Consider the following 23,949-nt stretch of genomic DNA (forward strand, 5'->3'; position numbering starts at 1 on the left):
GCGCGGACGACGCGTTAGACTGGGCGGGGCCCGAACGACGGGATCGTCCGGCGGGCCGTCCGTGCGAGAAGGAGGACGAAGTGATCATCGGAGTCCCGAAGGAGATCAAGAACAACGAGTTCCGGGTCGCCACGACCCCGGGCGGTGCCCGGGAGTTCGTCGCTCACGGCCACACGGTGCTCGTGGAGAAGGGCGCGGGCGAAGGATCGTCGTTCACCGACGCCGAATACGCCGCTGAGGGCGCCACGCTCGTGGACACGGCCGACGAGGTCTTCGCGCGCGCCGAGATGGTGGTGAAGGTCAAGGAACCGCAGGCCGTCGAGATCGCGATGCTCAGGCCCGGCCAGATCCTCTACACGTACCTGCATCTCGCCCCCGACCTCGCTCAGACGAAGGGCCTCGTCGACTCCGGCGCGGTCTGCATCGCGTATGAGACCGTCGAGCTGCCGAACGGCACCCTTCCGCTGCTCGCGCCGATGTCGGAGGTCGCGGGTCGCATGTCGGCTCTCGTCGGCGCGGAGTGTCTGCAGAAGCCGCGCGGCGGACGCGGCGTTCTCGTCGGCGGGGTGCCGGGCGTGCTGCCTGCGAACGTCGTCGTGCTCGGGGCGGGTGTCGTAGGCATCAATGCCACGTACATGGCAGTCGGTATGGGTGCGCACGTGACGGTCATGGACGTGAACCTCGACCGCTTGCGATACATCGACGACCTGTGGGGCAATCGCGTGCGGACGCTCTACAGCAACCGCCACAACGTAGAAGAGGCCGTGTACGCCGCGGACCTCGTGATCGGCGCCGTGCTCCTTCCCGGCGCCAAGACGCCGTGGCTGGTGACGAAGGACATGCTGCCGCGGATGAAGCCCGGCTCGGTCGTGGTCGACGTCTCGGTCGACCAGGGAGGCTGCATCGAGACGACTCACGCGACCACGCATGCTGACCCGACGTACTTCGTGGACGGCGTACTCCACTACGGTGTGGCGAACATGCCAGGTGCCGTGCCCAACACCTCCACGATGGCTCTCACCAACGCCACGTTGGGCTACGGACTGGCTATCGCGAACAAGGGATGGGAACGCGCGGTGGGCGAGGACGCGGCCCTAGCGAAGGGCGTGAACGTACTGGACGGGAAGGTGACGTACAAGCCTGTCGCGGACGCTCACGGCATGACGTACACGCCACTGGAGGCGCTCATCGCGTAGGTCCCCGGCCTCGTCGCGTCCTCAGTAGGTACGCCAGTGCGATGGCGGCCAGTAGACCGCGAAGGCGCGTCCGAGCACCGCCGAGAGCGGGACGGGTCCATTGAAGCGGCTGTCGCTGCTGTTGTTCCTGTTGTCGCCCATCATGAAGAGGCAGCCCTGCGGCACCGTGTAGGGCAGGAGTCCGCCCGGATCGGTCAGCCGGTTACTGTTGATGATGTACGGCTCGTCGAGGGGCATGCCGTCGATGGTGAAGCGGCCCTGGGTGTCCATCGCGACCGTCTCCCCGCCGAGGGCGATGACCCGCTTGACGAGGTCGGGCTGGCCCTGTGTCCACGACTTGAAGACGATGACGTCGCCGCGCTCGGGCGGCGAGAACCGCGTGTCGAAGCGATTCACCAGCAGCCGGTCCCCGACGTGGATCGTCGGCTCCATGGAGCCGGTGGGGACGATGCGCGTGTCGATGAGGAACGTCCGGATGCCCATCGAGAGTGCGAACGCCAGCCCCACGAGGGCGACGAGTTCGACGAGCCAGCGCAGGAAGGAGACGGGCTCCTCGGTCGGAGGCCCTTCCTCCACGGGCTCCTCGCCATCATCGGCAAGGTAGTCCCACTCCTCGTCGAGATATGCGGGATCCGAGGGGTCGAGGTCCCACTCGAATTCGTCATCGGCGTCGTCCGACTCCTCGTCGGGATCCGCCGGATCCGAGGGGTCGAGGTCCCACTCGAACCCGAAGTCGGTCTCCACCGTGTCGAGGACGGTGTCGTCGTCCACGGACTCGTCCTCGGGCATATCGATGCTGTGGTCCGGCTCTGTCACCCGCCGTCCCTTCGTCGAGTGGGGTACTCGCAGATACTAGCCGCTAGCGCGTGCTCCCTCAAGCAAGCGTCAGGCCGTTGCGGGTCCGGCCGACTATACTCTTGGCATGCGCATCCACGTCGACGAGTTCCTGGGACACCTCGCGATCGAGCGTGGCGCCTCACCGCACACCGTGTCCGCGTACGGACGCGACCTCACGGAATACCTGGCGTCGCTCTCGGAGCGCGGCGTCGACGATCCTGATCGCGTGACCCGTGAGGACGTCACCGCGCACATCGCCGTGCTGCGCGAGCGGGGGCTGGCTCCCGCCTCGATCGAGCGTAAGGTCGCGGCGGTGCGCAGCTTCCACCGCTTCCTCGTGCGCGAAGGGGTGACGCGCAACCATCCCACCGCGACGCTGCCTCTTCCCAAGGTCCCCGAACGCCTTCCCGTGACCATCTCCATCGACGAGGCGACAGCACTTCTCGGGCAGAGGTTCCCGACGACGCCCGCCGGGGCGAGGGACCGTGCCATCCTGGAGGTGCTCTACGGATGCGGATTGCGGGCGAGCGAGCTCACGGGACTCGACCTGACGGGGCTCGATCTCGCCGAGGGATTCCTGCGCGTCTTCGGCAAAGGGAGCAAAGAGAGGCTCGTGCCCATCGGTGGCGCCGCACAGCGCGCGCTCGCCGAGTACCTCGCGCACGGACGTCCTTTCCTGCATCCGCGGTCCTCGCGGCGGCAAGACCCCGAAGCCGTGTTCCTCAACCATCGTGGAGGCAGGCTTTCCCGCCAGGGAGTCTTCGTGCTCGTGCGCCGGTACGGTAGCGAGGTCGGGCTCGATCTGCACCCGCATACGCTGCGGCACGCGTTCGCCACGCACCTGCTCGAGGGCGGCGCGGACCTGCGGGCCCTGCAGGAGATGCTCGGGCACGCCGACATCACGACGACCCAGGTCTACACGCACGTCGATCAGCGCCACATCAGGGAGGAGTACCTGTCGACACACCCGAGGGCCCGCCTGCGGTGACGGAGTTCTCGACGTGCTTCGTTCCCCTTTTCGATGGGTACGATTACCATGGATACGACGTTCCACATTCTGTATCGCAGGGCGGATCGGGGAGGGATGAGGCATGAGGGACAGGTTCAGCAAGGTGCTCGTGGTGCTCATGGCGTTCGCGCTGCTCGCTTCCTTCGGCGCGGGTTGTGCCAAGAAGGCGGAACCGGCGGAGCCGGCGGCGGAAACGCCTAAGTCGGACATCAAGACAGCCATGGTCACCGACGTCGGTGGTCTCGGCGACAAGTCCTTCAACGACGCGGCGTGGGCCGGACTCGAGAAGGCCAAGGCAGATATCGGCGTCGAGACGAAGGTGCTCGAGTCGAAGGAGATGGTCGACTACGAGTCCAACATCACGCAACTCGCGGACGCGGGGTACAACCCGATCTTCACGGTCGGATTCCTCATGCAGGACGCCGTCGCCAAGATGGCGAAGCAGTACCCGGACACGAGCTTCGCGAGCATCGACACGTTCTTCGACAAGCCCGACGCGAACCTCGTCGGCCTGCTCTTCAAGGAGCAGGAGGCCGGCTATCTCGCCGGCGTCGTCGCCGGCTTGGCGACGAAGGACACGTTCGATTCGCGCCTCAACGCCGACAACGTCGTCGGGTTCGTCGGCGGCATGGACATCCCGCCGGTCGAGCGGTACGAGGTCGGTTTCGTGGCTGGCGTGAAGTCCGTCAATCCGACCGCGAAGGTGATCATCCTCTACGCGGGCAAGTTCGACGACCAGGGCAAAGGCAAGGAGCTCGGGTTGTCGCTCATCGACCAGAAGGCGGATGTCCTCTTCGCCGCTGCCGGTCAGACGGGTCTCGGCACCATCAAGGCCTGCCAGGAGCGCGGCGCGCTGTTCATCGGCGTCGATGTCGACCAGTTCGACTCCGTGACGGGTTCGGGTGACGTGATGCTGACGTCGGCGATCAAGCGGGTCGACGAGGCCGTCTACAACACCGTGAAGCAGGCGAACGACAAGACGTTCGCCGGCGGCCAGAACATCACGTTCGGGCTGAAGGAGGGCGGCGTCGGTCTCGCGCCGTTCCACGACTTCGACACCAAGGTCACGCAGGCGATCAAGGACGCGGTCGAGAAGGCGAAGCAGGACATCCTCTCCGGTTCCGTGACGGTCCCTGCCACGCGCGCGAAGTAGACCCTTCCCGCGCCATGTCGCACACGAACGCAGCCTGATCCGTGAGGGCGGCCGGGATCGTCCCGGTCGCCCTCACGAGTCGCTTCGCCCGATGCGAGGGGAGTGAGCGTGTCCGTTCTCGAACTGCGCGGCATCACGAAGGTCTTCCCGGGGGTCGTCGCCAACGATCGTGTCTCGTTGGCGCTCGAGGCCGGCGAGATCGTCGCTCTGCTGGGGGAGAACGGTGCGGGGAAATCGACGCTCATGAACGTCGCGTACGGCCTCCTCTCTCCGGACGGCGGAGAGGTCCGTGTCGACGGGGCAGCGGTGCGCATCCGGTCGCCGCGCCAGGCGATAGATCTCGGCATCGGGATGGTCCACCAGCACTTCATGCTCGTCGAGACGCTGACGGTCACCGAGAACATCATCCTCGGCCACGAGCCCGCGCGAGCGGGGGTCATCGACTTCGAGCAGGCGCGCGCCCGCGTGGCAGAGATCTCCGAGCGCTACGGGCTGAAGGTGGACCCCGGCGCGCGTGTGGGCGAGCTGTCGGTGGGCATGCAGCAGCGCGTCGAGATACTCAAGGCACTCTACCAGGGCGTGCGCATCCTGATACTCGACGAGCCGACGGCGGTTCTCACTCCGCATGAGGTCAAGGAGCTCTTCGCGGTCATCCGTTCGCTGGTGTCGGAGGGCATGTCCGCCGTCTTCATCACGCACAAGCTCGAGGAGGTACTCGCGGTCGCTGACCGGATCGTGGTCATGCGCGACGGCCGCGTGGTCGGCGAGACGCGACCGTCCGCGACCGACCAGGTGGGTCTGGCGCGGATGATGGTCGGCCGCGATGTCGTGCTGCGTGTCGAGAGGACGGGCTCCACCTGCGGCGGGACGGTGCTCGAGGTGAGCGACCTCTCGGTCCTCGACGACCGGGACCTCGAGGCCGTGCGCGGCGTGACCTTCACCGTGTGCGCGGGGGAGATCGTCGCGCTCGCGGGAGTCGACGGCAACGGGCAGCGCGAGATCGTGGAGGCGGTGGTCGGGCTGCGACGGCCGAGGTCGGGGTCGATCCACCTCAAGGGCGCGGACATCACGCACGCTCCGGCCCGCGAGACGATCGCGGCGGGCGTCTCGCACGTCCCGGAGGACCGGCAGCGCCGAGGCCTCGTGCTCGAATTCGACCTCTCCGAGAACGTCATCCTCGGCGACCACCGTGGCGAGCCGTATGCGCGCATGGGTCTCATGCGTCCGGCCGCGATCGCGTCGACGGCAAGGGAGCGCATCTCCGACTACGACGTGCGCACACCTTCGGAACACGTGCTCGCGGGCAGTCTCTCGGGAGGCAACCAACAGAAGCTCGTCCTCGCGCGCGAGCTCGGCCGCGATCCCGAGTTGCTCGTCGCGGCACAGCCGACGCGCGGTCTCGACGTCGGCGCCATCGAGTTCGTGCACGGGCGCATCCTGGCCGCACGCGCCGCGGGCAAGGCGGTCCTGCTGGTGAGCCTGGAACTCGAGGAGGTCCTAGCGCTCGCCGACCGCATCCTCGTCGTCTTCGAGGGACGCATCGTGAAGGAGTTCAAGGCGGGAGAGGCGGACGAGGAGACCCTCGGGTACCACATGACCGGTGGTGGCGGCGCCAAGCTCGGGGCGGTCGCCGCCGGTGCCGGGGGGGTGCGGCAGTGACCGAGAAGCGGGATGCGGTGGTCGGCTCGCCCTGGATGACGGCCGCTCGAACGGCCGGAGTGCCGCTCGTGTCGGTCGTGCTCGCGATCCTGATCGGTTCGGTGTTCGTGAAGTTGTCGGGCTACGACCCAGCGGCGGCCTTCTCCGCGTTGTTCAAGGGCGCTCTCGGCGGACCCAGGCAGATCGGGGAGACGCTGCTCAGGGCGACGCCGCTGATGTTCACCGGACTCGCCGTGGCGTATGGGTTCCGCGCAGGCCTGTTCAACATCGGGGCCGAGGGGCAGCTGTTCATGGGCGGTCTCGCCGCCGCCTGGCTCGGTGTCGTCATGACGGGACTGCCGTGGTTCATCAACGTCCCCGTCATCCTCGTCTTCGGCGCGCTCGCGGGGGCCGCGTGGGCGTTCATCCCCGCCGTGCTCAAGGCCAAGGTCGGCGCTCACGAGGTCATCACGACGATGATGTTCACATACATCGGCAAGTACTTCGTGTCGTGGATGGTCACCGGTCCGCTCAAGGCCCCGGGGCAGATCCCGCAGACACGTCTCATGCCGCCGGAATCCACACTCCCCAAGTTCAGTGACGTGTTCACTTCCCTCACGCCGAGCAGGGCCCACTTCGGTTTCCTCGTCGCCATCCTCCTCTGCGTGGTGGTCTGGGTGGTGCTGAAGTACACGACGCTGGGCTACGAGTCCCGCGCGGTCGGCCACAACCCGTGGGCATCGGAGACTGCCGGCATCTCGGTCCCCATCACGACCGTGAAGGCGCTGTGCATCTCCGGCGGCTTGGCCGGTCTCTCCGGCGTCGTCGAGGTGATGGGTGTCCACCACCGCCTCTTCGACCAGTTCTCCTCCGGGTTCGGTTTCACGGGCATCGCGGTCGCCTTGCTGGCGAAGAACAACCCTCTCGCCATCATCGCAGCTGCGCTGCTCTTCGGCGGTCTCTCGGCGGGGGCGGGCACGATGCAGCTCGAGGCGAACGTCCCTCAGAAGCTGGTCTCCATCATCCAGGCGGTCGTCATCCTGCTCGTCGCCTCGGAGTCGATCGTCACGTGGTTCATCAAGCGCCGGCAGAAGGAGGCGATGTCCCGTGCTGCGTGACTTCTTCACACCGGACCTGTTCGCCTCCGCCATCCGCATGGCGACGCCGCTCGCGCTCGCGGCCATCGGCGGGACGATCTGCGAGCGATCGGGAGTCGTCAACATCGCGCTCGAGGGCATGATGCTCGTTAGCGCGTTCACCGGGGTGGTCGTCGCCCTTGCCACGGGGAGCACATGGTTCGGCGTCGTGTGTGCCGTCGCGGCCGGCACGCTCATGGCGCTACTACATGCGTTCGTCTGCATCGATCTTCGCGCCGAACAGGTCGTCTCCGGCACGGCGGTGAACATCCTCGCTCTGGGCCTCACGGGGTTCCTCATGGAGGTCATCTACGGCCATCCGGGAACCACCGATGCTGCTGCCACCCTCGGTCCCGTCTTCCGGTTCCAGGGACCGACGGCAGGTCTCACGGGCGCTGTGTGGCGATGGGTCGAAGGCGTCTTCCTGAGCCACACCCCGCTCGTCTACGTCGCCGTGCTCGTCGCCGTCGTCGCCCAATGGGCGATGTACCGGACGCGGTGGGGCCTGCGTCTGCGCTCCCTCGGCGAGCACCCCCGCGCCGCCGACACCGTCGGCATCAGCGTGCGCAGGGGGCGCTACGGCGCCGTGCTCATCAGCGGGGCGCTCGCCGGGCTCGCGGGAGCGAATCTCTCTCTCGAGCAGGTGGGAAGCTTCACCGAGGGCATGACGAGCGGCCGCGGCTTCATCGCGCTCGCCGCCAACATCTTCGGGAGATGGACCCCAGTCGGCTCCTACCTCGCGTCACTGCTCTTCGGTTTCGCGGACGCTCTCCAGATCAAGATGCAGATATTCCGGGCGGTGGTCCGCATCCCTCCGCAGTTCTTCCTCATGCTCCCTTACATCCTGACGGTCGTCGTGCTGGCCGGCGTCATGGGTCGCGCCATCGCTCCGGCCGCCGTCGGCAAGCCGTACGAGAAGGAATGACCGGCGCGCATCACTCGGCCGGCGGTCCCTCGTTCTTCGGTTCGGCGATCGCGCGCCGGCGGCGGCGGTGTCTGAACACCGGGACGAGGACGATGGTCGCGAGTAGGACGACCGGCGCCATGGCACCCACGAAGATGATGAGGGCGTTCACCGTGGCGACGGCCGCGCGCAGAGCGTCGCGGACGGCTGCGACGAATCCCCAGTCCGTCCCGGAGGGACGCACGACCGGCTCGGGTTCGGCCAGCTCGATGGAGACGGTCGCCATCGCGGCCTGACGCTCGAGGAAGGTCACCTGCGCCGCCATGGACTCGACCTCACCCTGGACGCGGGCGAGCTCCGACTCGACCGCGAGCGTGTCGCGCACGGTCGTGGCGCGGGCGAAGAGCGCTCGCAGCCGCGCCTCCTCCACGCGCAGGTTGCGCAGGCGCGCGGCGAGGTCGACGTGCTGCTGCGTCACGTCGTCCGTCGACTCGCTCTCGGAGAGCAGCTTGCCCAGCGCCGAGGCCGACGAGACGAACGCGTCGTAGCGGGCGACGGGCACCCGGACCGTGATGTAGCCGGCGAGGGGACCGGCTCCGGAAGCGTCGGGGACCGGGACCGAGGACTCGCGGTAGACGGGCTGACCGTCCGACGCGAGCCGGACCTCGGTGACGTAGCCGCCGGCGCGTGTGGCGAGTATGCGCAGTCGCGCCACGGTCGCCGGAACGCGCTTCACCTGCAGGCGAACGGTCTTCGACCGGACGACGAGGCGCTGTCCGGGGGAGACGGCGAAGTAGGCATCGGCCGCGTGTCCCACCTCGGACGCGGACACGCCGTACGAGTACGTGCCGTGTGCCGCCGGAGCCTGCGCCGGCTCTGGTGCCCCGGCGACGACGCCTTCCTGGGTGGCGACGTACTTCGACGGGCTCTTGGTCAGCGTCGCCGCGTCGCGACGCACGTACGAACAGCCGCCCAGCGCGAGCGCGGCGGCGAGGAGCACCAGCCCCGCGAGGAGTGTGGACTCCCTGGTCCGATGACGCTCCATGCGCATACCTCCTTCGGTCCGGCCGCGCGTGGCGGCCCCATGTGCGCGGACGCCCTCCGGCCCGAGAAGGGCAGAAGGGCGTCCGGTCATCGCATGCAGCGTCTCGCGGGTTCCCTACGCGTCCGTCTCGCGCTTCTTGAGCACTGTGGCGGCATACGCGCCGAGCGCCGCGCCGATCATTACCACCACGAAGAATGCGAGTAGGAGCGTGTTGAAGATGGGACTGGCGATGTTCGGAGTCACGGGCAGTTCACCTCCCGGATGTGCCCGTCGGGCTACCGGTTCGATTCTTCCCCACTCCCGCCGATGCTGTCAACGTGCCGGACGTTCCGCGTGCGATCGATACGACGCGTCCATTGCCTGGAAGGTTCGCGCGACGGGTGCTGTCCGACGGAGCCGAGTGGTGGCGGATGTGGCTCCGTGGGATACTGTCCCAAAATGTGTTGCAATGTGGGATGAAGTGGAGTAGGTTGGTCGCGATGTCAGGTTCGGGCTGCTAGTGGCCCATCGGAAGGTGGGGGGAGGCGGGATGTTCCTCGGCGAGTTCCAGCACACGCTGGACGCGAAGGGCCGCGTCTCGCTTCCGCGGAAGTTCCGCAACGAGCTCGAAGGACACCGCCTAGTCGTGGTCAAGGGCTTCGAGGGTTGCCTTCATGTGTACGCCGTCGAGCGTTACGAGGAGTTCGTCGGCAGACTCATGGGCCGCGATGACTTCGATCCGAAGTTCCGCAAGGTCCGCAGGTTCTTCACGTCGGGTGCGGTGGACGTGGAGATCGATGGCGCGGGACGGGTCATGCTCTCCTCCGCTCTCCGCGATTTCGCCGGTCTCTCTCGCGAGGTCTCCGTGAACGGCAACGGGGACCGAATCGAGATATGGGACGCGGAGCGGTTCTCCGCATACAACGGTGACACTACCGAGCACATCGAGGACGCTGCCAAGGAGCTCGCCGAGCTCGGCTTGCTCTAGGCCTTGACAATGGAATACCGGCACATCCCAGTTTTGCTGGCCGAGGTCACGCAGCACCTTTCGTTGCACCCTGGTTCCATCGTGGTCGACTGCACCTTGGGCGGGGCAGGACACGCGGACCGGATCTCACAGCTTATCTCGCCCACCGGACTTCTGGTGGGGATCGACAGAGACGACGCGGCACTCATCGCAGCAGCAGACACACTACGCCTCGGCCAGCAGACCCTTCTCCTCAAAGGGGACTTCGCCGATCTCGACCGGCTTCTGAGCGAGGCCGGTCTCGCGTACGCCGACGGATTCCTCTTCGATCTCGGTGTCTCCTCGTTCCAGCTCGACGAGGCCGACCGCGGCTTCACGTACCACGGTGACGCTCCTCTCGACATGCGGATGGACGTCACGCGCTCGCAGCTCACCGCGGCCGACATCGTCAACACGTACCCCGAGGACGAGATCGCCCGGATCATCCGGGAGTTCGGTGAGGAGCGGTGGGCCTCGCGCATCGCAGCATTCGTCGTAGCCGCGCGAGGCCGCCGCCCGCTCGTGACCGCCGCCGACCTGGTGGAGGCGATCAAGGCGGCCGTTCCCGCAGCGGCGAGGAGAGGCGGCGGTCATCCGGCCAGGCGAACGTTCCAGGCGCTTCGGATGGTCGTCAACCGCGAGCTCGAGTCGATCGAGGAGGGGGTGCGCGCGGCGGTGCGTTGGCTCGCCCCTGGCGGCCGGATCGTCGTGATCAGCTATCACTCGCTCGAGGACCGCCTAGTCAAGGGGCTGTTCGCCGAGTACGCGCAGGGATGCGTCTGTCCTCCCGGATTGCCGATCTGCCGGTGTGGGAGGTCTCCGGTACTCCGTGTGGTGACGAAACGACCCGTCGTACCGACGGCCGAGGAAGTCGCCCGGAACCCGCGGGCGCGCAGCGCGAAGCTGCGGGTCGCGCAGAAGGAATGAGTCGGCCGCTCAGGCGGTCTGAGACTTGGAGGAGGTGGAGGGGATGACGAGCACGCGCAGGAAGACGGCGTCGGAGGCCCGCTGGCGGGCCAGGTTCCGTGTATGGTCGGTCGTCCTCTTCCTCGTCACAGGTGTCGCTCTCGTGCGCGTCGCATGCGCCGCCGAGGCGGTCGAGGCCTCGATCGATGCGGCACGGATACGGGAGCGGATCCACGTCGAGCGTCTTGCGGCCGACCGTCTGCAGGCCGACATGAGTACGCTCATGGCACCTTCGAGGATACGCAGGATCGCAGGCGATACCCTCAAGATGCGCGATGCGGCACGCGTGCGTTTCATCACGGTCCCGGACCTCGACCGCGCGGCGGCCCCCCTCGTCGCCGCGAAGCCGCGGGCGGTCGAGCGAAGTCCCCGTTCCGCACGGCTCGTCTCGACCATCATGGACATGGCCGCCGGTGAGGCGCAGGTACTGCTTCTCGGCGATGTCGGCCTCGCCTCTGCGAAGTGACGCCGGCGGGCGCGAAGGCGAAGGAGGTCGGGATGCCGCGGCGAGGACGCGAGAAGGGTCCCGGCCGGTGCCCAGTCATGGCTTGGGGACTCTGTCTGCTCCTCGCAGTCGTCGCCGGCCGGCTCGTGTGGCTCCAGGCCGTCGCCGGACCCGCCTACGCCGCGATGGCGGAGCGGCAGCGCAGTTGCGACCTGACACTGTCGCCGCGACGCGGCACCATCCGCGATCGCGAAGGCGAGCCTCTCGCCGCCAACGTCCCAGCGACGACCATCTACGCGGTGCCGACCGACGTCATCGATCCCGAAGGCGTCGCGCGTGCGCTCGCCGCCGAACTCGGCGGGGCGCCGAGCGACTACCTCGCGAAGCTGAAGAAGAAGACGAACTTCGTGTACATAGCACGCAAGGTCGACGCGGGCGCGGCGATGCCCCTGCGCGACATGGAGCTCGCCGGCATCGGCTTCATCGAGGATTCGAAGCGGGTCTACCCCTCGGGTTCCCTCGCGTGCCAGGTGCTGGGATTCGTCGGCGTCGACGACAGCGGTCTCGCGGGGATCGAGAAGCAGTATGACGAGGTGATCGCAGGTACTCCGGGGCGTCTCATCGCGGAGCGCGACCCGTTCGGCCGGATCATCCCCGGCGGTGTCTCCAGCTCGTTGGAGCCCGTCGACGGGCGTGACATAACGCTCACGATCGACCGCGACATCCAGTACGCCGCCCAGATGGAGCTCCTGGCGGCAGTGAAGCGCTGGGGTGCGAAGGGCGGTTCCGTCGTGGTGATGGACCCGCGGGACGGCTCGATACTCGCGATGGCGTCCACGCCGGTCTTCGATCCGAACCGCTACGGGGAGGCCGACCCCAACGCGATGCGCAACCGTGGCGCCCAGGACGCCTTCGAGCCAGGCTCGACCATCAAGTCGCTCACGGCCGCGGCGGTCATAGACGCGGGCCTCTTCGGTCCCCAGAGCGCCTTCACCCTGCCGCCTACCCTTCGAGTGGCCGACCGGGTGATCCACGAGTCACATCCGCGCGGCACCGTCCGCTGGACGCTCGCGCAGATCGTGACGAACTCGAGCAACATCGGAGCCGTGAAGCTCGGCCTCGCGCTCGGGCCCAAGCGGCTCTACGGGTACTTCGAGCGCTTCGGCCTCACGGAGCGTACGGGTGTCGACTTCCCGGGAGAGTCGAAAGGACGGCTTCCCGAGCCGTCGGACTGGTCGGCCTCTTCCATCGGGAACATCCCGTTCGGCCAGGGGCTGTCGATGACCCCGCTGCAGCTCACGCGTGCGATGGCCGCCATCGCCAACGGCGGGCGACTCGTCACGCCTCACTTCCTGCTGTCGATGGGCTCCGGGGAAGGGGACCAGTCGACGTGGAAGTCGCGCAACGTGATGTCCGCGCGGACGGCGCTGACGACGACGGAGGTCCTCAAGCACGTCGTGGTCGAGGGCACCGGCAAGGCGGCGGCCGTGGCCGGGTACGAGGTCGCGGGGAAGACGGGGACCGCCCAGAAGGCGAGAGACGACGGCAGGGGCTACGCGAAAGGACGCTATGTGGCGTCGTTCACGGGCTACCTGCCCGCCGGCGACCCGCGCGTGCTCGTCACGGTCTTCATCGACCAGCCGTCCAGGGCGATCTACGGCGGCGCCGTGGCAGCCCCGAGCTTCAGTCGCATCGCGGCGTTCGCGGTCTCGCACCTCAAGGTGCCGCCGACGACGCCCGGCGGCGCTTCGCGCGCCGGTGTCGGTACGTTGACGGTACCCGCGGGCGCAGAGGTCTCGTCCGGGGTGCGTGGTAGCATGAGCGGGTCTACGAGCCATGATGAATGAAACCACCCTCACGCGACTGCTCGGCGACGCCCCCGCGACACTCGTGGCGGGCGAGGATGTCGCCGTGAGCGGTATCGCCTATCGGTCCGACGCCGTCCGCCCGGGCGACGTCTTCTTCTGCGTGCCGGGGTCGGTCCACGACGGACACGACTTCGCGGCCGATGCGGTGGCAAGGGGGGCGGTGGCCGTCGTCGCTCTTCGGCCGTTGCCCGGTCTGGGCGTGCCGACGCTTCTAGTCGATGACCCGCGCGTCGCGCTCGCGATCGCCTCGGCCCGTTTCTTCGGAGACCCGTCGTCGCGGTTCCGGCTCGTCGGCATCACCGGCACCAACGGGAAGACCACCACGGCGTACATCGTGGAGTCCATCCTTCGCGCCGCCGGACACGTCACCGGCCTCATCGGGACCGTCGAGACGCGCGTGGCCGGAGAGCGTGAGGGATCCGTGCGGACGACCCCCGAGTCCACGGACCTCCAGGGACTGTTCGCACGCATGGCGGACCGTGGGGTGACCGCGGGCGTCATGGAGGTCTCGAGCCACGCGCTCGATCTCCACCGTGTCGATCAGGTCCGCTTCGCCGTCGCGGCGTTCACCAATTTCTCACAGGACCATCTCGACTACCACGGCTCCATCGAGGAGTACTACACGGTCAAGCGCCGGTTGTTCACCGATATCGGCGCCGAGAGTGCGGTGGTCAACGTCGACGACGACAGGGGCGCTCTTCTCGCGAGAGGGATCTCAGCCGCATGGACCGTCGGCCGTTCCGACGCGGCCCGCGTAAGGGCTCGCGACGAGCGCCCAGAGCCGGCGTCGACCGTCTTCACACTACTCACGCCGCGAGGCACGCGCACCATCCGGCTTCCTCTCGCGGGCGCGTACAACGTCAGCAACGCGCTCGTCGCTGCAGGATGCGCTCTGGCTCTGGGCATCGGGATCGACGAGGTGGTGGACGGCATCGAGGGCGTCGAACAGGTGCCGGGCAGACTCGAGCGGGTCGACGCGGGCCAGCCTTTCACGGTCCTGGTGGACTACGCGCACACTCCCGACGCGCTCGACAAGGCCCTGAATGCGGTGCGTGCCGTGACGTCGGGCCGCGTGCTCGTCGTCTTCGGCTGTGGCGGCGATCGGGACCCTGAGAAGCGGCCGATGATGGGCGAGGCGGCCGGTTCAGCGGACGTCGCTTTCCTCACGAGCGACAACCCTCGTTCCGAGGACCCGCATGGCATCATCCTTCAGGTCGAGGAGGGGTTGCGCCGCCATGGCGGGAAGTACTTCGTCCAAGTCGACCGGCGCGCCGCGATAGCCGACGCCCTGCGTCTGGCCGAGCCGGGAGACACCGTGCTGATCGCGGGCAAAGGGCACGAGGACTACCAGATCTTCTCCGACCGCACTATCCACTTCGACGACCGGGAGGTCGCGCGCGAGGAGTTGAAGAGACTGTGCTGACGATAGCGGTCGGCGCGCTTCTCGACGTGGTGGACGGCGAACTCCTCGCGGGGTCCGCCGCGTCTGTGGTCAACGGCGTTGTCATAGACTCGCGCGACGCCGGACCCGGATGCGTGTTCGTCGCGCTTCCGGGCGAGCGCACGGACGGTCACGAGTATGCTGCGGCTGCGCTCGTGGCAGGAGCGAGAGCGCTCATCGTCACCCGCGACGGCGACGACCTTCGCGAAGCCATCGTCGCGTCGCGGCGCCACGACGTCGCGCTCGTACTCGTCGCCGATGGGCTCGATGCCCTTCAGCGACTCGCCGCGCACCACAGGGCGCGACTCACCTGCTCCGTCATCGGGATCACCGGCTCGACGGGGAAGACGACCACGAAGGATCTTCTCGCGGCCGCGCTGGGAGCCCGCTTGCGCGTCGTCGCGACGAAAGGGAACCGCAACAACGAGCTCGGTGTCCCGCTCACCGTGATGGACGCGGGAGCGGACACCGACGTCCTCGTCGTCGAGATGGCCATGCGCGGACCGGGACAGATCTCCAGGCTGTGCGCCATCGCGCGACCGACGATGGGGCTCGTCACGAACGTGGGCGTGAGCCACGTCGAGATCCTCGGCAGCGAGCAGGCGATCGCGGAGGCGAAGGGCGAGCTCGTCCGCGCGGTCCCAGCGGACGGACGCGTCTTCCTCAACGGGGACGATGCGTGGTCGGCGCACCTGGCTGCGAGCGCGGCCGCCCCCGTCACCTTCTATGGCACGGGTCCCGATGCCGACGTCCGCGTCGAGGACGTCAGCGTCTCCGAGGACGGGCGGCCGACGTTCTCGCTTGTCACAGCCGACGAGCGCGTCGAGGTCGCGCTCACCGTGCTCGGCCGACACAACGTCTACAACGCCGCGGCGGCTCTCGCAGTGGCTCGGGCCGTCGGGCTCACACTCGAAGAGGCGGCGGACGGACTCGCCGCGGCCGACATGACCGGCATGCGCATGGAGGTCTTCACGAGCGCGACGGGAGTCACGGTCGTCAACGACGCGTACAACGCGAACCCGGTCTCCATGCGCGCGGCTTTGCGCACCCTCGCGGACGTGCGTTCCGCCAGCCGGAGGATCGCCGTGCTCGGGGACATGGCCGAACTCGGTTCGCTCACCGAGCTCGCGCATTTCGGCATGGGCGAGGAGGTCACCGCTCTCGGTCTCGATGCTCTGGTGACTGTCGGGGCTCTGGCGCGGCGCATAGCGGACGGCGCTCTCGCGTCGGGAATGCCTGCGTCGGTCGTGAGGCCGTGCGTGACGGTCGAGGAGGCGTCGGAGGTACTCGACGACCTGTTGGAGGCCGGGGACGTGGTCCTCGTGAAGGCGTCGCGGGTCGTCGGCATCGAACGTGTGGTGGAGGGGATAATGGAGCCCCATGTTTAACCTATGGTCGGCCATCGGCCGCTACCCGACATACCAGGTCTTCGTGACCGCGGTCGTCTCGCTCGTCGCCTCGGGAGTCTTCTTCCCCGCTTGGATCCGAGTCGTGAGATACCGCAACCTCGGGCAGCAGGTGCGGGCAGACGGACCGCAGGGCCATCTCGTGAAGCAGGGGACGCCGACGATGGGTGGCGTGCTCATCCTTCTGGTCGTCGCAGGTACCTATCTGGGCATGGGGCGGTTCGGACGTCTCGGCCTGCTGGCTCTTGGCGCGACCCTCGCGTGCGGACTCCTCGGGTTCGTGGACGACTACGCGAAGGTGCTCAAGGAGCGCTCGCTCGGCTTGCGCCCTCGGGCGAAGATACTGTGGCAGGCGCTCATCGCGTTCGCGTTCGGCGTGCTCGCGGTGAACTGGGCGGGCTTGAGGACCGACGTCATGATCCCCCTGACTTCGCGAGACATCGATCTCGGCGTCCTCGCTTCGCACGTCGTGATAGGCGGATTCGACGTGGCGCTGCCATGGCTCTACATGGCGCTCATCTTCGGGATGATCATCTCGACCTCGAACACCGTGAACTTCACCGACGGCCTCGACGGTCTCGCGGCCGGCACGGTCACTCTCGTCGCCCTCGGGTACGCGGCGATCGCGTTCCGTCAGGACCACCTGGAGGTCGCCCTGCTCGCGGCGGCCATCGCCGGCTCCTGCATCGGTTTCCTTTGGTACAACAGCTATCCCGCCGACATCTTCATGGGAGACACGGGGTCCCTCGGTCTCGGCGCGGCGATCGCAGCGCTCGCGATCGTCACGAAGACCGAGCTCCTTCTCCCGCTCATCGGCGGCATATACGTCATCGAAGGGCTGTCGGTCATCCTGCAGATAGCTTCGTTCAAGCTGACCGGGAAGCGAGTCTTCAGGATGGCGCCCATACATCACCACTTCGAGATGATCGGCTGGTCCGAGACGAAGATCATGGTGAGGTTCTGGATCGTCACGGGCATCCTCGCGGGAGCCGGGTTCGCTCTCTACTTCGTCTCGTCGGTGAGGCGATGACGGTGGAGCCGAGAGGAAGGATCCTCGTGCTCGGCACGGGGACGGTGGGCGCCGCGGTCACGGCCTTCCTCGCCGAGGAACGACGTCGCGGGGCGGACGTCGAGGTGGTCGCGGCCGACGAGGCCGGGGACGAGGCCGCTCTCGCAAGGGCGGCGGCGCTCGAGGAGACCGGCGCGGAAGTGCTGACCGGCGTCAGCGCGGTGGAGGGTCCGTTCGACCTCGTGGTCGTGAGCCCGGGCATCTCTCCTCGGCAGCCGCTGATGGTCTCGGCGGCGGCGCTCGGCGTTCCGATGATCTCGGACATAGATCTTGCATACCGCTTCGCGCGCGCGCCGTTCGTCGCGGTGACCGGCACCAACGGCAAGACGACCGTGACGTGCCTGATCGGTCATCTATTGCGGGAGTCGGGTGTCGCGGCGGAACTCGTCGGCAACATCGGACGACCACCCATCAGTCTCGTGCGGGAGGCGGGTCCGGGAACGGTGCTCGTCGCGGAGGTCTCGTCGTTCCAGCTATCGACATCGTCGGCGTTCCATCCGCGTGTCGCCGTCCTCCTCAACGTGACACCCGACCATCTGGACTGGCACGGCACGCTCGAGGCGTACACGGCGGACAAGGGGAGGGTGTTCGACAACCTCACCTCCGCGGACCTGGCGGTACTGGACATGGACGACCCGGGCGCCGCGGCGTTCGAAGCCGGGCTGGTCTCGAGGGGACTTCGCATATGCCGTGTGAGCCTGAGGTCCGCGACCCCCGGCGGCGCGTGGCTCGAGGACGGGATGCTCGTCGTGGACCGGCTCACGGGACCGATGGAGCTGGTCCGGGCCGATGCGCTTCAGCTGCGGGGAGATCACAACCTGAGCAACGCACTCGCGGCCTGCGCCGTCGCGCTCGAGATGGGTGCCGACGCCGAGAGCGTGCGAGTCGGCCTTCGCTCCTTCGAGCCCATCGGACACCGGCTCGAGCCCGTCGGCGTCGTGGCGGGTGTCGAGTACATCGACGATTCGAAGGCGACCAACCCGGATGCCGTCATCAAGGCGCTCTCGGCGTTCGACGAGGGCGGTATCGTCCTGCTTCTGGGCGGACGCGGGAAAGGGACGGACCTCGGTCCGATGGCCGCCGCTGCCGCAGCGCGCTGTTCGGCCGTCATCACCTTCGGGGAGGCTCGCGAGGATCTGGCGGCCGCATTCGAGGGATCCCCGGTGAGGCGGCTTCTCGTTCGCGATAGCCTCCGCGACGCCGTCGACGCCGGCTACGAGATCGCTCGCCCAGGAGACGTCGTGCTGCTCTCGCCGGCATGCGCCTCCTTCGACGAGTTCGACGGCTATGCGGCGCGCGGACGTGCGTTCGGCGAGCGCGTCGCGTATCTGGCCGGGCAGTGGTGAAAGGCGTGAGCGTCGAGAGCGCCGCGAGGGGGATGACAGTACCCAGGTACCTGCTGCTCGCGTCCGTTCTGCTGCTGGCGCTCGGGGGTCTGGTCATGATCTACTCGGCCTCGTCGGTCTCCGACTACGTGAAGCTTCACGACAGCGCCTACCATCTCAAGCGCCAGGCGCTGTGGCTGCTGGGTGGTGCGGTGCTCGCGTGGGCGGTCTCGCGCATCGACTACCGCGCGATCTCCTCTTCGCGTTGGTTCGTCTACGGCGGATCGCTGGCGGGCCTGGTCGCGGTCTTCTTCGTAGGTGTGGAGAAGTACGGCGGCCGCAGATGGCTGTCGATCGGCCCCTTGGTCATCCAGCCGTCCGAGTACGCCAAGCTCGGCTGCCTTCTTCTCGTAGCTGCATGGGTCGTCGAGTGGCAGAGGGGCCGGCTGGCGACCAAGGACCTCTACGGACGTCTCTGTGTCGTCCTCGCGCCGGTGGTGGTCCTCGTCATGCTACAGCCCGACATGGGTACGACGCTCTCCATCCTCGCCGCCGTCTTCGTCGTGCTCGTCCTGGGACGACTGCCCGTGATCCAACTCGCCGCGATCTTCGGCGCCGGTGCCGTCGTCAGTGCGGGGCTCGTCGCCGTCGAACGGTACCGTTTCGCGCGTTTTCTCGCCTTCCTCGATCCATGGAAGGACCCTCTGGGCGGCGGATACCAGATCATCCAGGCCACCTATGCGTTCGGGTCCGGCCGGTTCTTCGGGGTCGGCCTCGGGATGTCGCGCCAGAAGTTCTTCTACCTGCCGGCGGCGCACACGGACTTCATCTTCGCCATCATCGGCGAGGAGCTGGGTCTTGCGGGCACGCTCGCTGTCGTGGCGGCGTTCGGAGTCTTCGCGTGTGCGGGTCTCCTCATCGCGATGCGCTGTCGCGACCCGTTCGGAAAGGTGCTCGCGGGTGGTCTGACGGCGACCATCGTGGTACAGGCGGTCATGAACATGGCGGCCGTCACCGGGCTGATGCCCGTCACCGGCATACCGCTGCCTCTCGTGAGTGCCGGCGGCTCCTCTATCACCTTCACGATGATGTGCGTCGGCATGGTACTGTCGGTCTCCCGATACGGCGCTCGCGGTCCGGTGCCGGTGAAGGCGGTCCGACACGAAGCGGAGGGCGGGAAGCGTGCGGTATCTGGTGAGCGGCGGCGGGACGGCTGGACACGTCCACCCCGCGCTGTCGGTGGCAGCGGAGCTGACCGCAGGCGGGCGTGACGAGGTCGCCTTCGTCGGGACTCCCGACGGCCCCGAGGCTCGACTCGCGCGCGAGGCCGGGCTCGAGTTCCTCCCGCTCGCCGCGCGCGGGTTCGACCGCTCGTCCCCGCTGAGTCTTCCCGTGGCGCTCGGTGTCCTCTTCGTGTCCACATGGCGTGCCGTCTCGATGCTGCGCCGCTTGAGGCCGAATGCCGTCGTGGGCTTCGGAGGATACGTGTGCTTGCCGCTCGGCCTGGCCGCGATCCTTACCCGCATACCCCTCGTCCTGCACGAGCAGAACTCTGTCCCCGGGCTCGCGAACCGCTTTCTCGCGCGATGGGCGAGAGCGGTCGCAGTGACGTATCGGGACACGGCGGCGGCGTTCCCGCGACGGACGAGGGTGGAAGTGACCGGGAACCCCGTGCGTCACGCGGTCCTGGGTGCGACGCGCGAGTCCGGCCGGGCGGTCATGGGACTCGCCGACGATGCGGTGGTCCTCCTCGTCTTCGGCGGCAGCAGGGGGGCCAGGCACCTCAATCAAGCCACTATCAACCTCTACCAGAGGCTTATGGAAGTGGACAGGTTGCAGGTGGTGCACGTTGCCGGTAGGATCGAAGCTGCCGCGGCGCGTGAGCGATTGGATGATGTGGCCGGAGGCCCGACACCGCGCTACCGGATCATCGACTACGCGGAAGACATGGGCTCGGCACTCGCTGCGGCGGACGTCGTGGTCGCTCGCGCCGGAGCGACGTCGTTGGCGGAGATCACCGCGATCGGGAGGGCGTCGCTGCTCGTGCCGTACCCGTTCGCCACCGGCGACCACCAGACCGGGAACGCCAGGGAGCTGGCCGAAGCCGGCGCGGCACACGTCGTCGCCGACGCGGCGTTGGACACGGATGCGTTCGCGGACGCCCTTTTCGACCTTCTCCTGGATGGATCCAGGCGAGCGGCGATGGCTTCCGCGTCACGGGCCCTGGCTCGGCCCCGAGCGGCGTGCGCCGTGGCGGACCTGGTCCGCGGCGCGAGGACGGAGGTTGAGGGTGGCTGAGCGCGTCTACGCGCATTTCATCGGTATCGGCGGAGCCGGGATGAGCGGCATCGCGCGCGTGCTCCACGAGCGCGGTGTAGGTGTCACGGGCTCGGACCTGAAGATGTCGCGGTACGCGCGGGCCCTCTCCGATGCGGGTGTCCTCGTCTCCATCGGCCACGACGCCCGGAACCTCGGTGACCCCGAGGTCGTCGTGGTCTCCTCCGCCATCCCGGAGACCAATCCCGAACTGGTCGAGGCGCGGCGGATTGGGTTGCCGGTATGGCAGCGGGCGAAGATGCTCGCGCATCTCGCCGGCGGGCGCCGGACCGTCGCCATCGCAGGCACGCACGGGAAGACGACGACGAGTTCGATGGTCGCCATGATGCTCTCACGCATGGGGCTGGACCCGACGTTCCTCATCGGGGGAGAGCTCAACGACATGGGCGGGAACGCCCGCAACGGCACCGGCGGGTACTACGTCGTCGAAGCCGACGAGTCGGACGGCTCCTTCCTGGAACTCGAGCCGTGGCTAGCGGTGGTGACGAACGTGGAAGCGGACCACCTCGACCACTACGGATCGATCGAGGAGATAGAGCGAACGTTCGGCGAGTTCCTGTCCAGGATCGTGCCTGGGGGCGTAGCCGTCGTCTGCGCGGATGACGAGCGGCTCATGCGCGTGGTCGCGGAGTCCGGCGTGCGAGCTCTAACGTACGGGCGCTCGCCGGTAGCGGACGTGCGTTGCGACGACACGCGTGCCGCGAGCGGGGAGTTCGCCGTCACATTCCCGGACGAGCAGTCCCTCGAGGCGCGCATCGCGATACCGGGCCGTCACAACGTCCTCAACGCGACGGCGGCCCTGGCCGTGGCCGACCATCTCGGTCTCGACGTCGTCGCGGCGGCGAAGACCCTCGCCGGGTTCAGTGGCGTGCGGCGCCGTTTCGAGCACGTGGGGAGCGTCGATGGTGTGGAGGTGGTGGACGATTATGCGCACCACCCGACGGAGGTGAAGGCGACCCTGGCGGCTGCGCGCACGGTCGGAAGCGATAGGGTGTGGGTGATCTTCCAGCCGCACCGCTACTCTCGCACCGCTGCGCTAGGACGAGCGTTCGGCTCCGCCTTCGGCGACGCCGACAGGATCGTGCTCATGGACGTCTACGGCGCTGGTGAGGCGCCGGTGCCCGGCGTGAGCGGCAAGACCGTGTTGGACGCGCTGCTCGAAGCCGATCCCACGTCTGCGGTGGCCTACTTCCCTCATCGCGGCGACGTCGAGCCGTACCTCGTCTCGCGCGTCCGTCCCGGGGACCTCGTCATCACCATGGGCGCTGGGGACGTGACGGCGATCGGCGGGGAACTCGTGCGCGCACTCGACGAGGCCCGGGCAGGGGTCGAGCGGACATGTCCGTAGCGCGTGCTCGCGAACGGCTCGCCGAGTCGTTCGCTGGGGAGATCCGCTCCGACGAGCCCATGTCACGGCACACGTCCTTCCGCATCGGCGGTCCTGCGTCGCTGTTCCTCTCGTGCGAGACGTACCGGGATCTCATCACAGCCGTGTGCGTGCTCGACGACGAGAAGGTCGATCGCCTCGTGGTCGGCAAGGGTACGAACCTCCTCGTGTCGGATCGTGGTTATCAGGGCGCCGTGCTGGCGCTCGGCCGCGAGTTCATGCGGCATTCGATCGACGGCGAGCACGTTCGAGCCGGCGCCGCGGCGATCCTGGCCGCGCTGGTTCAGGACGCGTACACGAAAGGGCTGGCGGGTCTCGAGTTCGGCGTGGGGATCCCCGGTACGTTCGGTGGCGCTCTTGCGATGAACGCCGGGGCCTCGAAGGACTGGATCGGGTCGATAGTCGAATCGGTGACCCTGTATGCGCCGGGCGAAGGGCTCCTTCTGCTCGGCGGCAGCGAGGTCGACTGGCGATACAGGGACAGCGGTCTTTCCAGGCGCGGTATCATCGTCGAGGGCGTCCTGCGGCTCGCCGAGGGCGACCCCGCGGCCATCAGGCGCGCGATGGACCGTGTATTCAAGCGCCGGACCGGTTCCCAGCCCATGGGGAAGCCGAGCGCGGGCAGCGTCTTCGTCAACCCGGACGGTGGGTCCGCCGGACGCCTCATCGAGGCGGCGGGGTGCAAGGGACTTCGGGTGGGCGGGGCGGCCGTGTCCGACGTGCACGCGAACTTCATCGTCAACGAAGGAGGTGCGACGGCCGCGGACGTGGCGGAGTTGATCCGCAGGGTCCGCGAGGCCGTCGGAGACGCGCATGGCATCGAGCTCCGACCGGAGATCAGATTCATCGGACCGTTCGGTGGGTCGTAGAAGCGTACGGATCCAACCGCAGCGGACCAGTCGGGCGCGCCAGGCGCCGATGGAGCCGCGACGCGCGGAGACTGCATCCGGACGTATCCGCAGCGATGAGACGCCCGCGGCGCGCGCGCGGCGCCTCGAGCGCGAGCGACGTGTCGCGCAAAGACGCCGTCAGACGCAGGTGCGTGCGGCATCGGCTTTGACCGTCCTGCTCATCGTCGCGGGCGGGACGGTCGCGCTCTATCGCTCGTCGGCGTTCCTCATCCGCCGGATCGACGTGACCGGCAACGCGCGCGTCACGGCCGAGCGGGTGCGTCGGCTGGCGGACGTCGAGCCAGGGGCGACCCTGCTACGTTTCCCCGGTCGGGCGGTCGAGAAGCGTATCGTCGCGGACGCTTGGGTCGCATCGGCCTTGGTGACCCGCGACTTCCCCGATACGCTGCACATCCGCGTGACCGAGCGCGTCCCGGTCGCCCTAGTGGACACGGGAGACACCTTCTGGGTCGTCGACAGGACGGGGATGGTCCTCGAGCGGCAATCGCCGGAGGCGACGAGCGCCCTGCCGGTCGTGCGCGATGTCGCGGGACTCGATCCGAAGGTCGGGCGCAGGATGTACACCGAGCCGCTCAGGAACGCTCTGACCGCCCTCGTCGGGGTCTCCGAGGATCTGCGTTCGATCGTGCGTGCCGTCTCGGCGCCGAGCATCGATCGGACGGCGCTGATCACGACGAACGGTGTCGAGATCTACGTAGGGGAGGCGAAGCAGATGCGCACGAAGGATTTCATCATCAGACGATTCCTTCGCGAGCAGAAGGCGACCGTCGTCTTCATCGACGTGCGGACCACGGAACGTCCGGTCTGGCGGGGACTCGGCAGCGGCCAGTGACCTGTTCGCCACGAGGGCCAGAAGGCATCGGAGCCTGCCCTTGCGCAACGGTTGTGTGT

At 68.0% G+C, this 23,949-nt stretch carries 22 protein-coding genes; 19 read left to right on the forward strand and 3 right to left on the reverse strand.

Annotated elements, in window-relative coordinates; translation table 11 throughout:
• Positions 1 to 80 precede the first annotated feature (80 nt).
• Positions 81 to 1,196 (forward strand): alanine dehydrogenase, encoded by a 1,116-nt coding sequence (gene ald / locus WC971_01125; GenBank protein ID MFA5843413.1) that lies wholly within the window; start codon positions 81 to 83, stop codon positions 1,194 to 1,196.
• Positions 1,197 to 1,217: 21 nt separating this feature from the next.
• Here the strand turns inward: ald and lepB are convergent, their stop codons facing one another.
• On the reverse strand, positions 1,218 to 2,012 hold the full coding sequence (lepB, locus tag WC971_01130; protein MFA5843414.1) for a signal peptidase I: 795 nt from the start codon (positions 2,010 to 2,012) through the stop codon (positions 1,218 to 1,220).
• 106 nt (positions 2,013 to 2,118) lie between these two features.
• Between lepB and WC971_01135 the strand changes: the two genes are divergently transcribed.
• From WC971_01135 to WC971_01155, 5 genes are all read left to right on the forward strand, one after another.
• Positions 2,119 to 3,021, forward strand: a complete 903-nt coding sequence (locus WC971_01135) for a site-specific tyrosine recombinase (GenBank protein ID MFA5843415.1) — start codon at positions 2,119 to 2,121, stop codon at positions 3,019 to 3,021.
• Between the two features lie 103 nt (positions 3,022 to 3,124).
• Positions 3,125 to 4,195 (forward strand): BMP family ABC transporter substrate-binding protein, encoded by a 1,071-nt coding sequence (locus WC971_01140; GenBank protein MFA5843416.1) that lies wholly within the window; start codon positions 3,125 to 3,127, stop codon positions 4,193 to 4,195.
• Between the two features lie 108 nt (positions 4,196 to 4,303).
• A complete protein-coding gene (locus tag WC971_01145) occupies positions 4,304 to 5,854 on the forward strand; it encodes an ABC transporter ATP-binding protein (GenBank protein ID MFA5843417.1) in 1,551 nt (516 codons plus the stop codon).
• The gene (locus WC971_01150; protein MFA5843418.1) at positions 5,851 to 6,951 is read left to right on the forward strand and encodes an ABC transporter permease; all 1,101 of its coding nucleotides are present in this window, start codon (positions 5,851 to 5,853) and stop codon (positions 6,949 to 6,951) included. Before WC971_01145 ends, WC971_01150 begins: the two co-directional genes overlap by 4 nt.
• Positions 6,941 to 7,894 carry an ABC transporter permease gene (locus WC971_01155; protein ID MFA5843419.1) on the forward strand — a complete coding sequence of 318 codons (954 nt, stop codon included), beginning with the start codon at positions 6,941 to 6,943 and terminating at the stop codon, positions 7,892 to 7,894. Before WC971_01150 ends, WC971_01155 begins: the two co-directional genes overlap by 11 nt.
• Before the next feature lie 10 nt (positions 7,895 to 7,904).
• Here WC971_01155 and WC971_01160 read toward each other — a convergent pair whose 3' ends face one another.
• On the reverse strand, positions 7,905 to 8,918 hold the full coding sequence (locus WC971_01160; GenBank protein MFA5843420.1) for a DUF4349 domain-containing protein: 1,014 nt from the start codon (positions 8,916 to 8,918) through the stop codon (positions 7,905 to 7,907).
• Between the two features lie 114 nt (positions 8,919 to 9,032).
• The gene (locus WC971_01165; protein ID MFA5843421.1) at positions 9,033 to 9,161 is read right to left on the reverse strand and encodes a hypothetical protein; all 129 of its coding nucleotides are present in this window, start codon (positions 9,159 to 9,161) and stop codon (positions 9,033 to 9,035) included.
• Positions 9,162 to 9,447: 286 nt separating this feature from the next.
• Here WC971_01165 and mraZ point away from each other — a divergent pair, with 286 nt between their 5' ends.
• Genes mraZ through WC971_01230 form a run of 13 tightly spaced genes read left to right on the forward strand, consistent with a single transcriptional unit; the run spans position 9,448 to position 23,890 of the window.
• Positions 9,448 to 9,885, forward strand: a complete 438-nt coding sequence (gene mraZ / locus WC971_01170; protein ID MFA5843422.1) for a division/cell wall cluster transcriptional repressor MraZ — start codon at positions 9,448 to 9,450, stop codon at positions 9,883 to 9,885.
• A gap of 9 nt (positions 9,886 to 9,894) precedes the next feature.
• Positions 9,895 to 10,830 carry a 16S rRNA (cytosine(1402)-N(4))-methyltransferase RsmH gene (rsmH, locus tag WC971_01175; GenBank protein MFA5843423.1) on the forward strand — a complete coding sequence of 312 codons (936 nt, stop codon included), beginning with the start codon at positions 9,895 to 9,897 and terminating at the stop codon, positions 10,828 to 10,830.
• A gap of 43 nt (positions 10,831 to 10,873) precedes the next feature.
• Positions 10,874 to 11,335, forward strand: coding sequence for a hypothetical protein (locus tag WC971_01180; protein MFA5843424.1), 462 nt, complete (start codon positions 10,874 to 10,876; stop codon positions 11,333 to 11,335).
• A gap of 32 nt (positions 11,336 to 11,367) precedes the next feature.
• Positions 11,368 to 13,161 (forward strand): penicillin-binding protein 2, encoded by a 1,794-nt coding sequence (locus tag WC971_01185; protein MFA5843425.1) that lies wholly within the window; start codon positions 11,368 to 11,370, stop codon positions 13,159 to 13,161.
• Positions 13,151 to 14,605: a UDP-N-acetylmuramoyl-L-alanyl-D-glutamate--2,6-diaminopimelate ligase gene (locus WC971_01190; protein MFA5843426.1), complete on the forward strand. Its 1,455-nt coding sequence runs from the start codon at positions 13,151 to 13,153 to the stop codon at positions 14,603 to 14,605. The genes WC971_01185 and WC971_01190 overlap by 11 nt, the downstream gene beginning before the upstream one ends.
• Complete coding sequence (gene murF / locus WC971_01195) at positions 14,599 to 16,011, forward strand: UDP-N-acetylmuramoyl-tripeptide--D-alanyl-D-alanine ligase (GenBank protein ID MFA5843427.1); 1,413 nt, start codon at positions 14,599 to 14,601, stop codon at positions 16,009 to 16,011. Before WC971_01190 ends, murF begins: the two co-directional genes overlap by 7 nt.
• The gene (mraY, locus tag WC971_01200; GenBank protein MFA5843428.1) at positions 16,004 to 17,059 is read left to right on the forward strand and encodes a phospho-N-acetylmuramoyl-pentapeptide-transferase; all 1,056 of its coding nucleotides are present in this window, start codon (positions 16,004 to 16,006) and stop codon (positions 17,057 to 17,059) included. The genes murF and mraY overlap by 8 nt, the downstream gene beginning before the upstream one ends.
• Before the next feature lie 2 nt (positions 17,060 to 17,061).
• A complete protein-coding gene (gene murD, locus WC971_01205; GenBank protein ID MFA5843429.1) occupies positions 17,062 to 18,444 on the forward strand; it encodes a UDP-N-acetylmuramoyl-L-alanine--D-glutamate ligase in 1,383 nt (460 codons plus the stop codon).
• Positions 18,445 to 18,449: 5 nt separating this feature from the next.
• Positions 18,450 to 19,694, forward strand: a complete 1,245-nt coding sequence (gene ftsW / locus WC971_01210; GenBank protein MFA5843430.1) for a putative lipid II flippase FtsW — start codon at positions 18,450 to 18,452, stop codon at positions 19,692 to 19,694.
• Positions 19,663 to 20,721: a UDP-N-acetylglucosamine--N-acetylmuramyl-(pentapeptide) pyrophosphoryl-undecaprenol N-acetylglucosamine transferase gene (locus WC971_01215; protein MFA5843431.1), complete on the forward strand. Its 1,059-nt coding sequence runs from the start codon at positions 19,663 to 19,665 to the stop codon at positions 20,719 to 20,721. The genes ftsW and WC971_01215 overlap by 32 nt, the downstream gene beginning before the upstream one ends.
• Complete coding sequence (murC, locus tag WC971_01220; protein ID MFA5843432.1) at positions 20,714 to 22,108, forward strand: UDP-N-acetylmuramate--L-alanine ligase; 1,395 nt, start codon at positions 20,714 to 20,716, stop codon at positions 22,106 to 22,108. Before WC971_01215 ends, murC begins: the two co-directional genes overlap by 8 nt.
• Positions 22,099 to 23,016, forward strand: a complete 918-nt coding sequence (gene murB, locus WC971_01225; GenBank protein ID MFA5843433.1) for a UDP-N-acetylmuramate dehydrogenase — start codon at positions 22,099 to 22,101, stop codon at positions 23,014 to 23,016. Before murC ends, murB begins: the two co-directional genes overlap by 10 nt.
• A 49-nt stretch (positions 23,017 to 23,065) precedes the next feature.
• On the forward strand, positions 23,066 to 23,890 hold the full coding sequence (locus tag WC971_01230) for an FtsQ-type POTRA domain-containing protein (protein ID MFA5843434.1): 825 nt from the start codon (positions 23,066 to 23,068) through the stop codon (positions 23,888 to 23,890).
• Positions 23,891 to 23,949: the final 59 nt, after the last annotated feature.

The sequence above is a fragment of the Coriobacteriia bacterium genome (assembly GCA_041658765.1).
GTDB lineage: Bacteria > Actinomycetota > Coriobacteriia > Anaerosomatales > JBAZZO01 > JBAZZO01.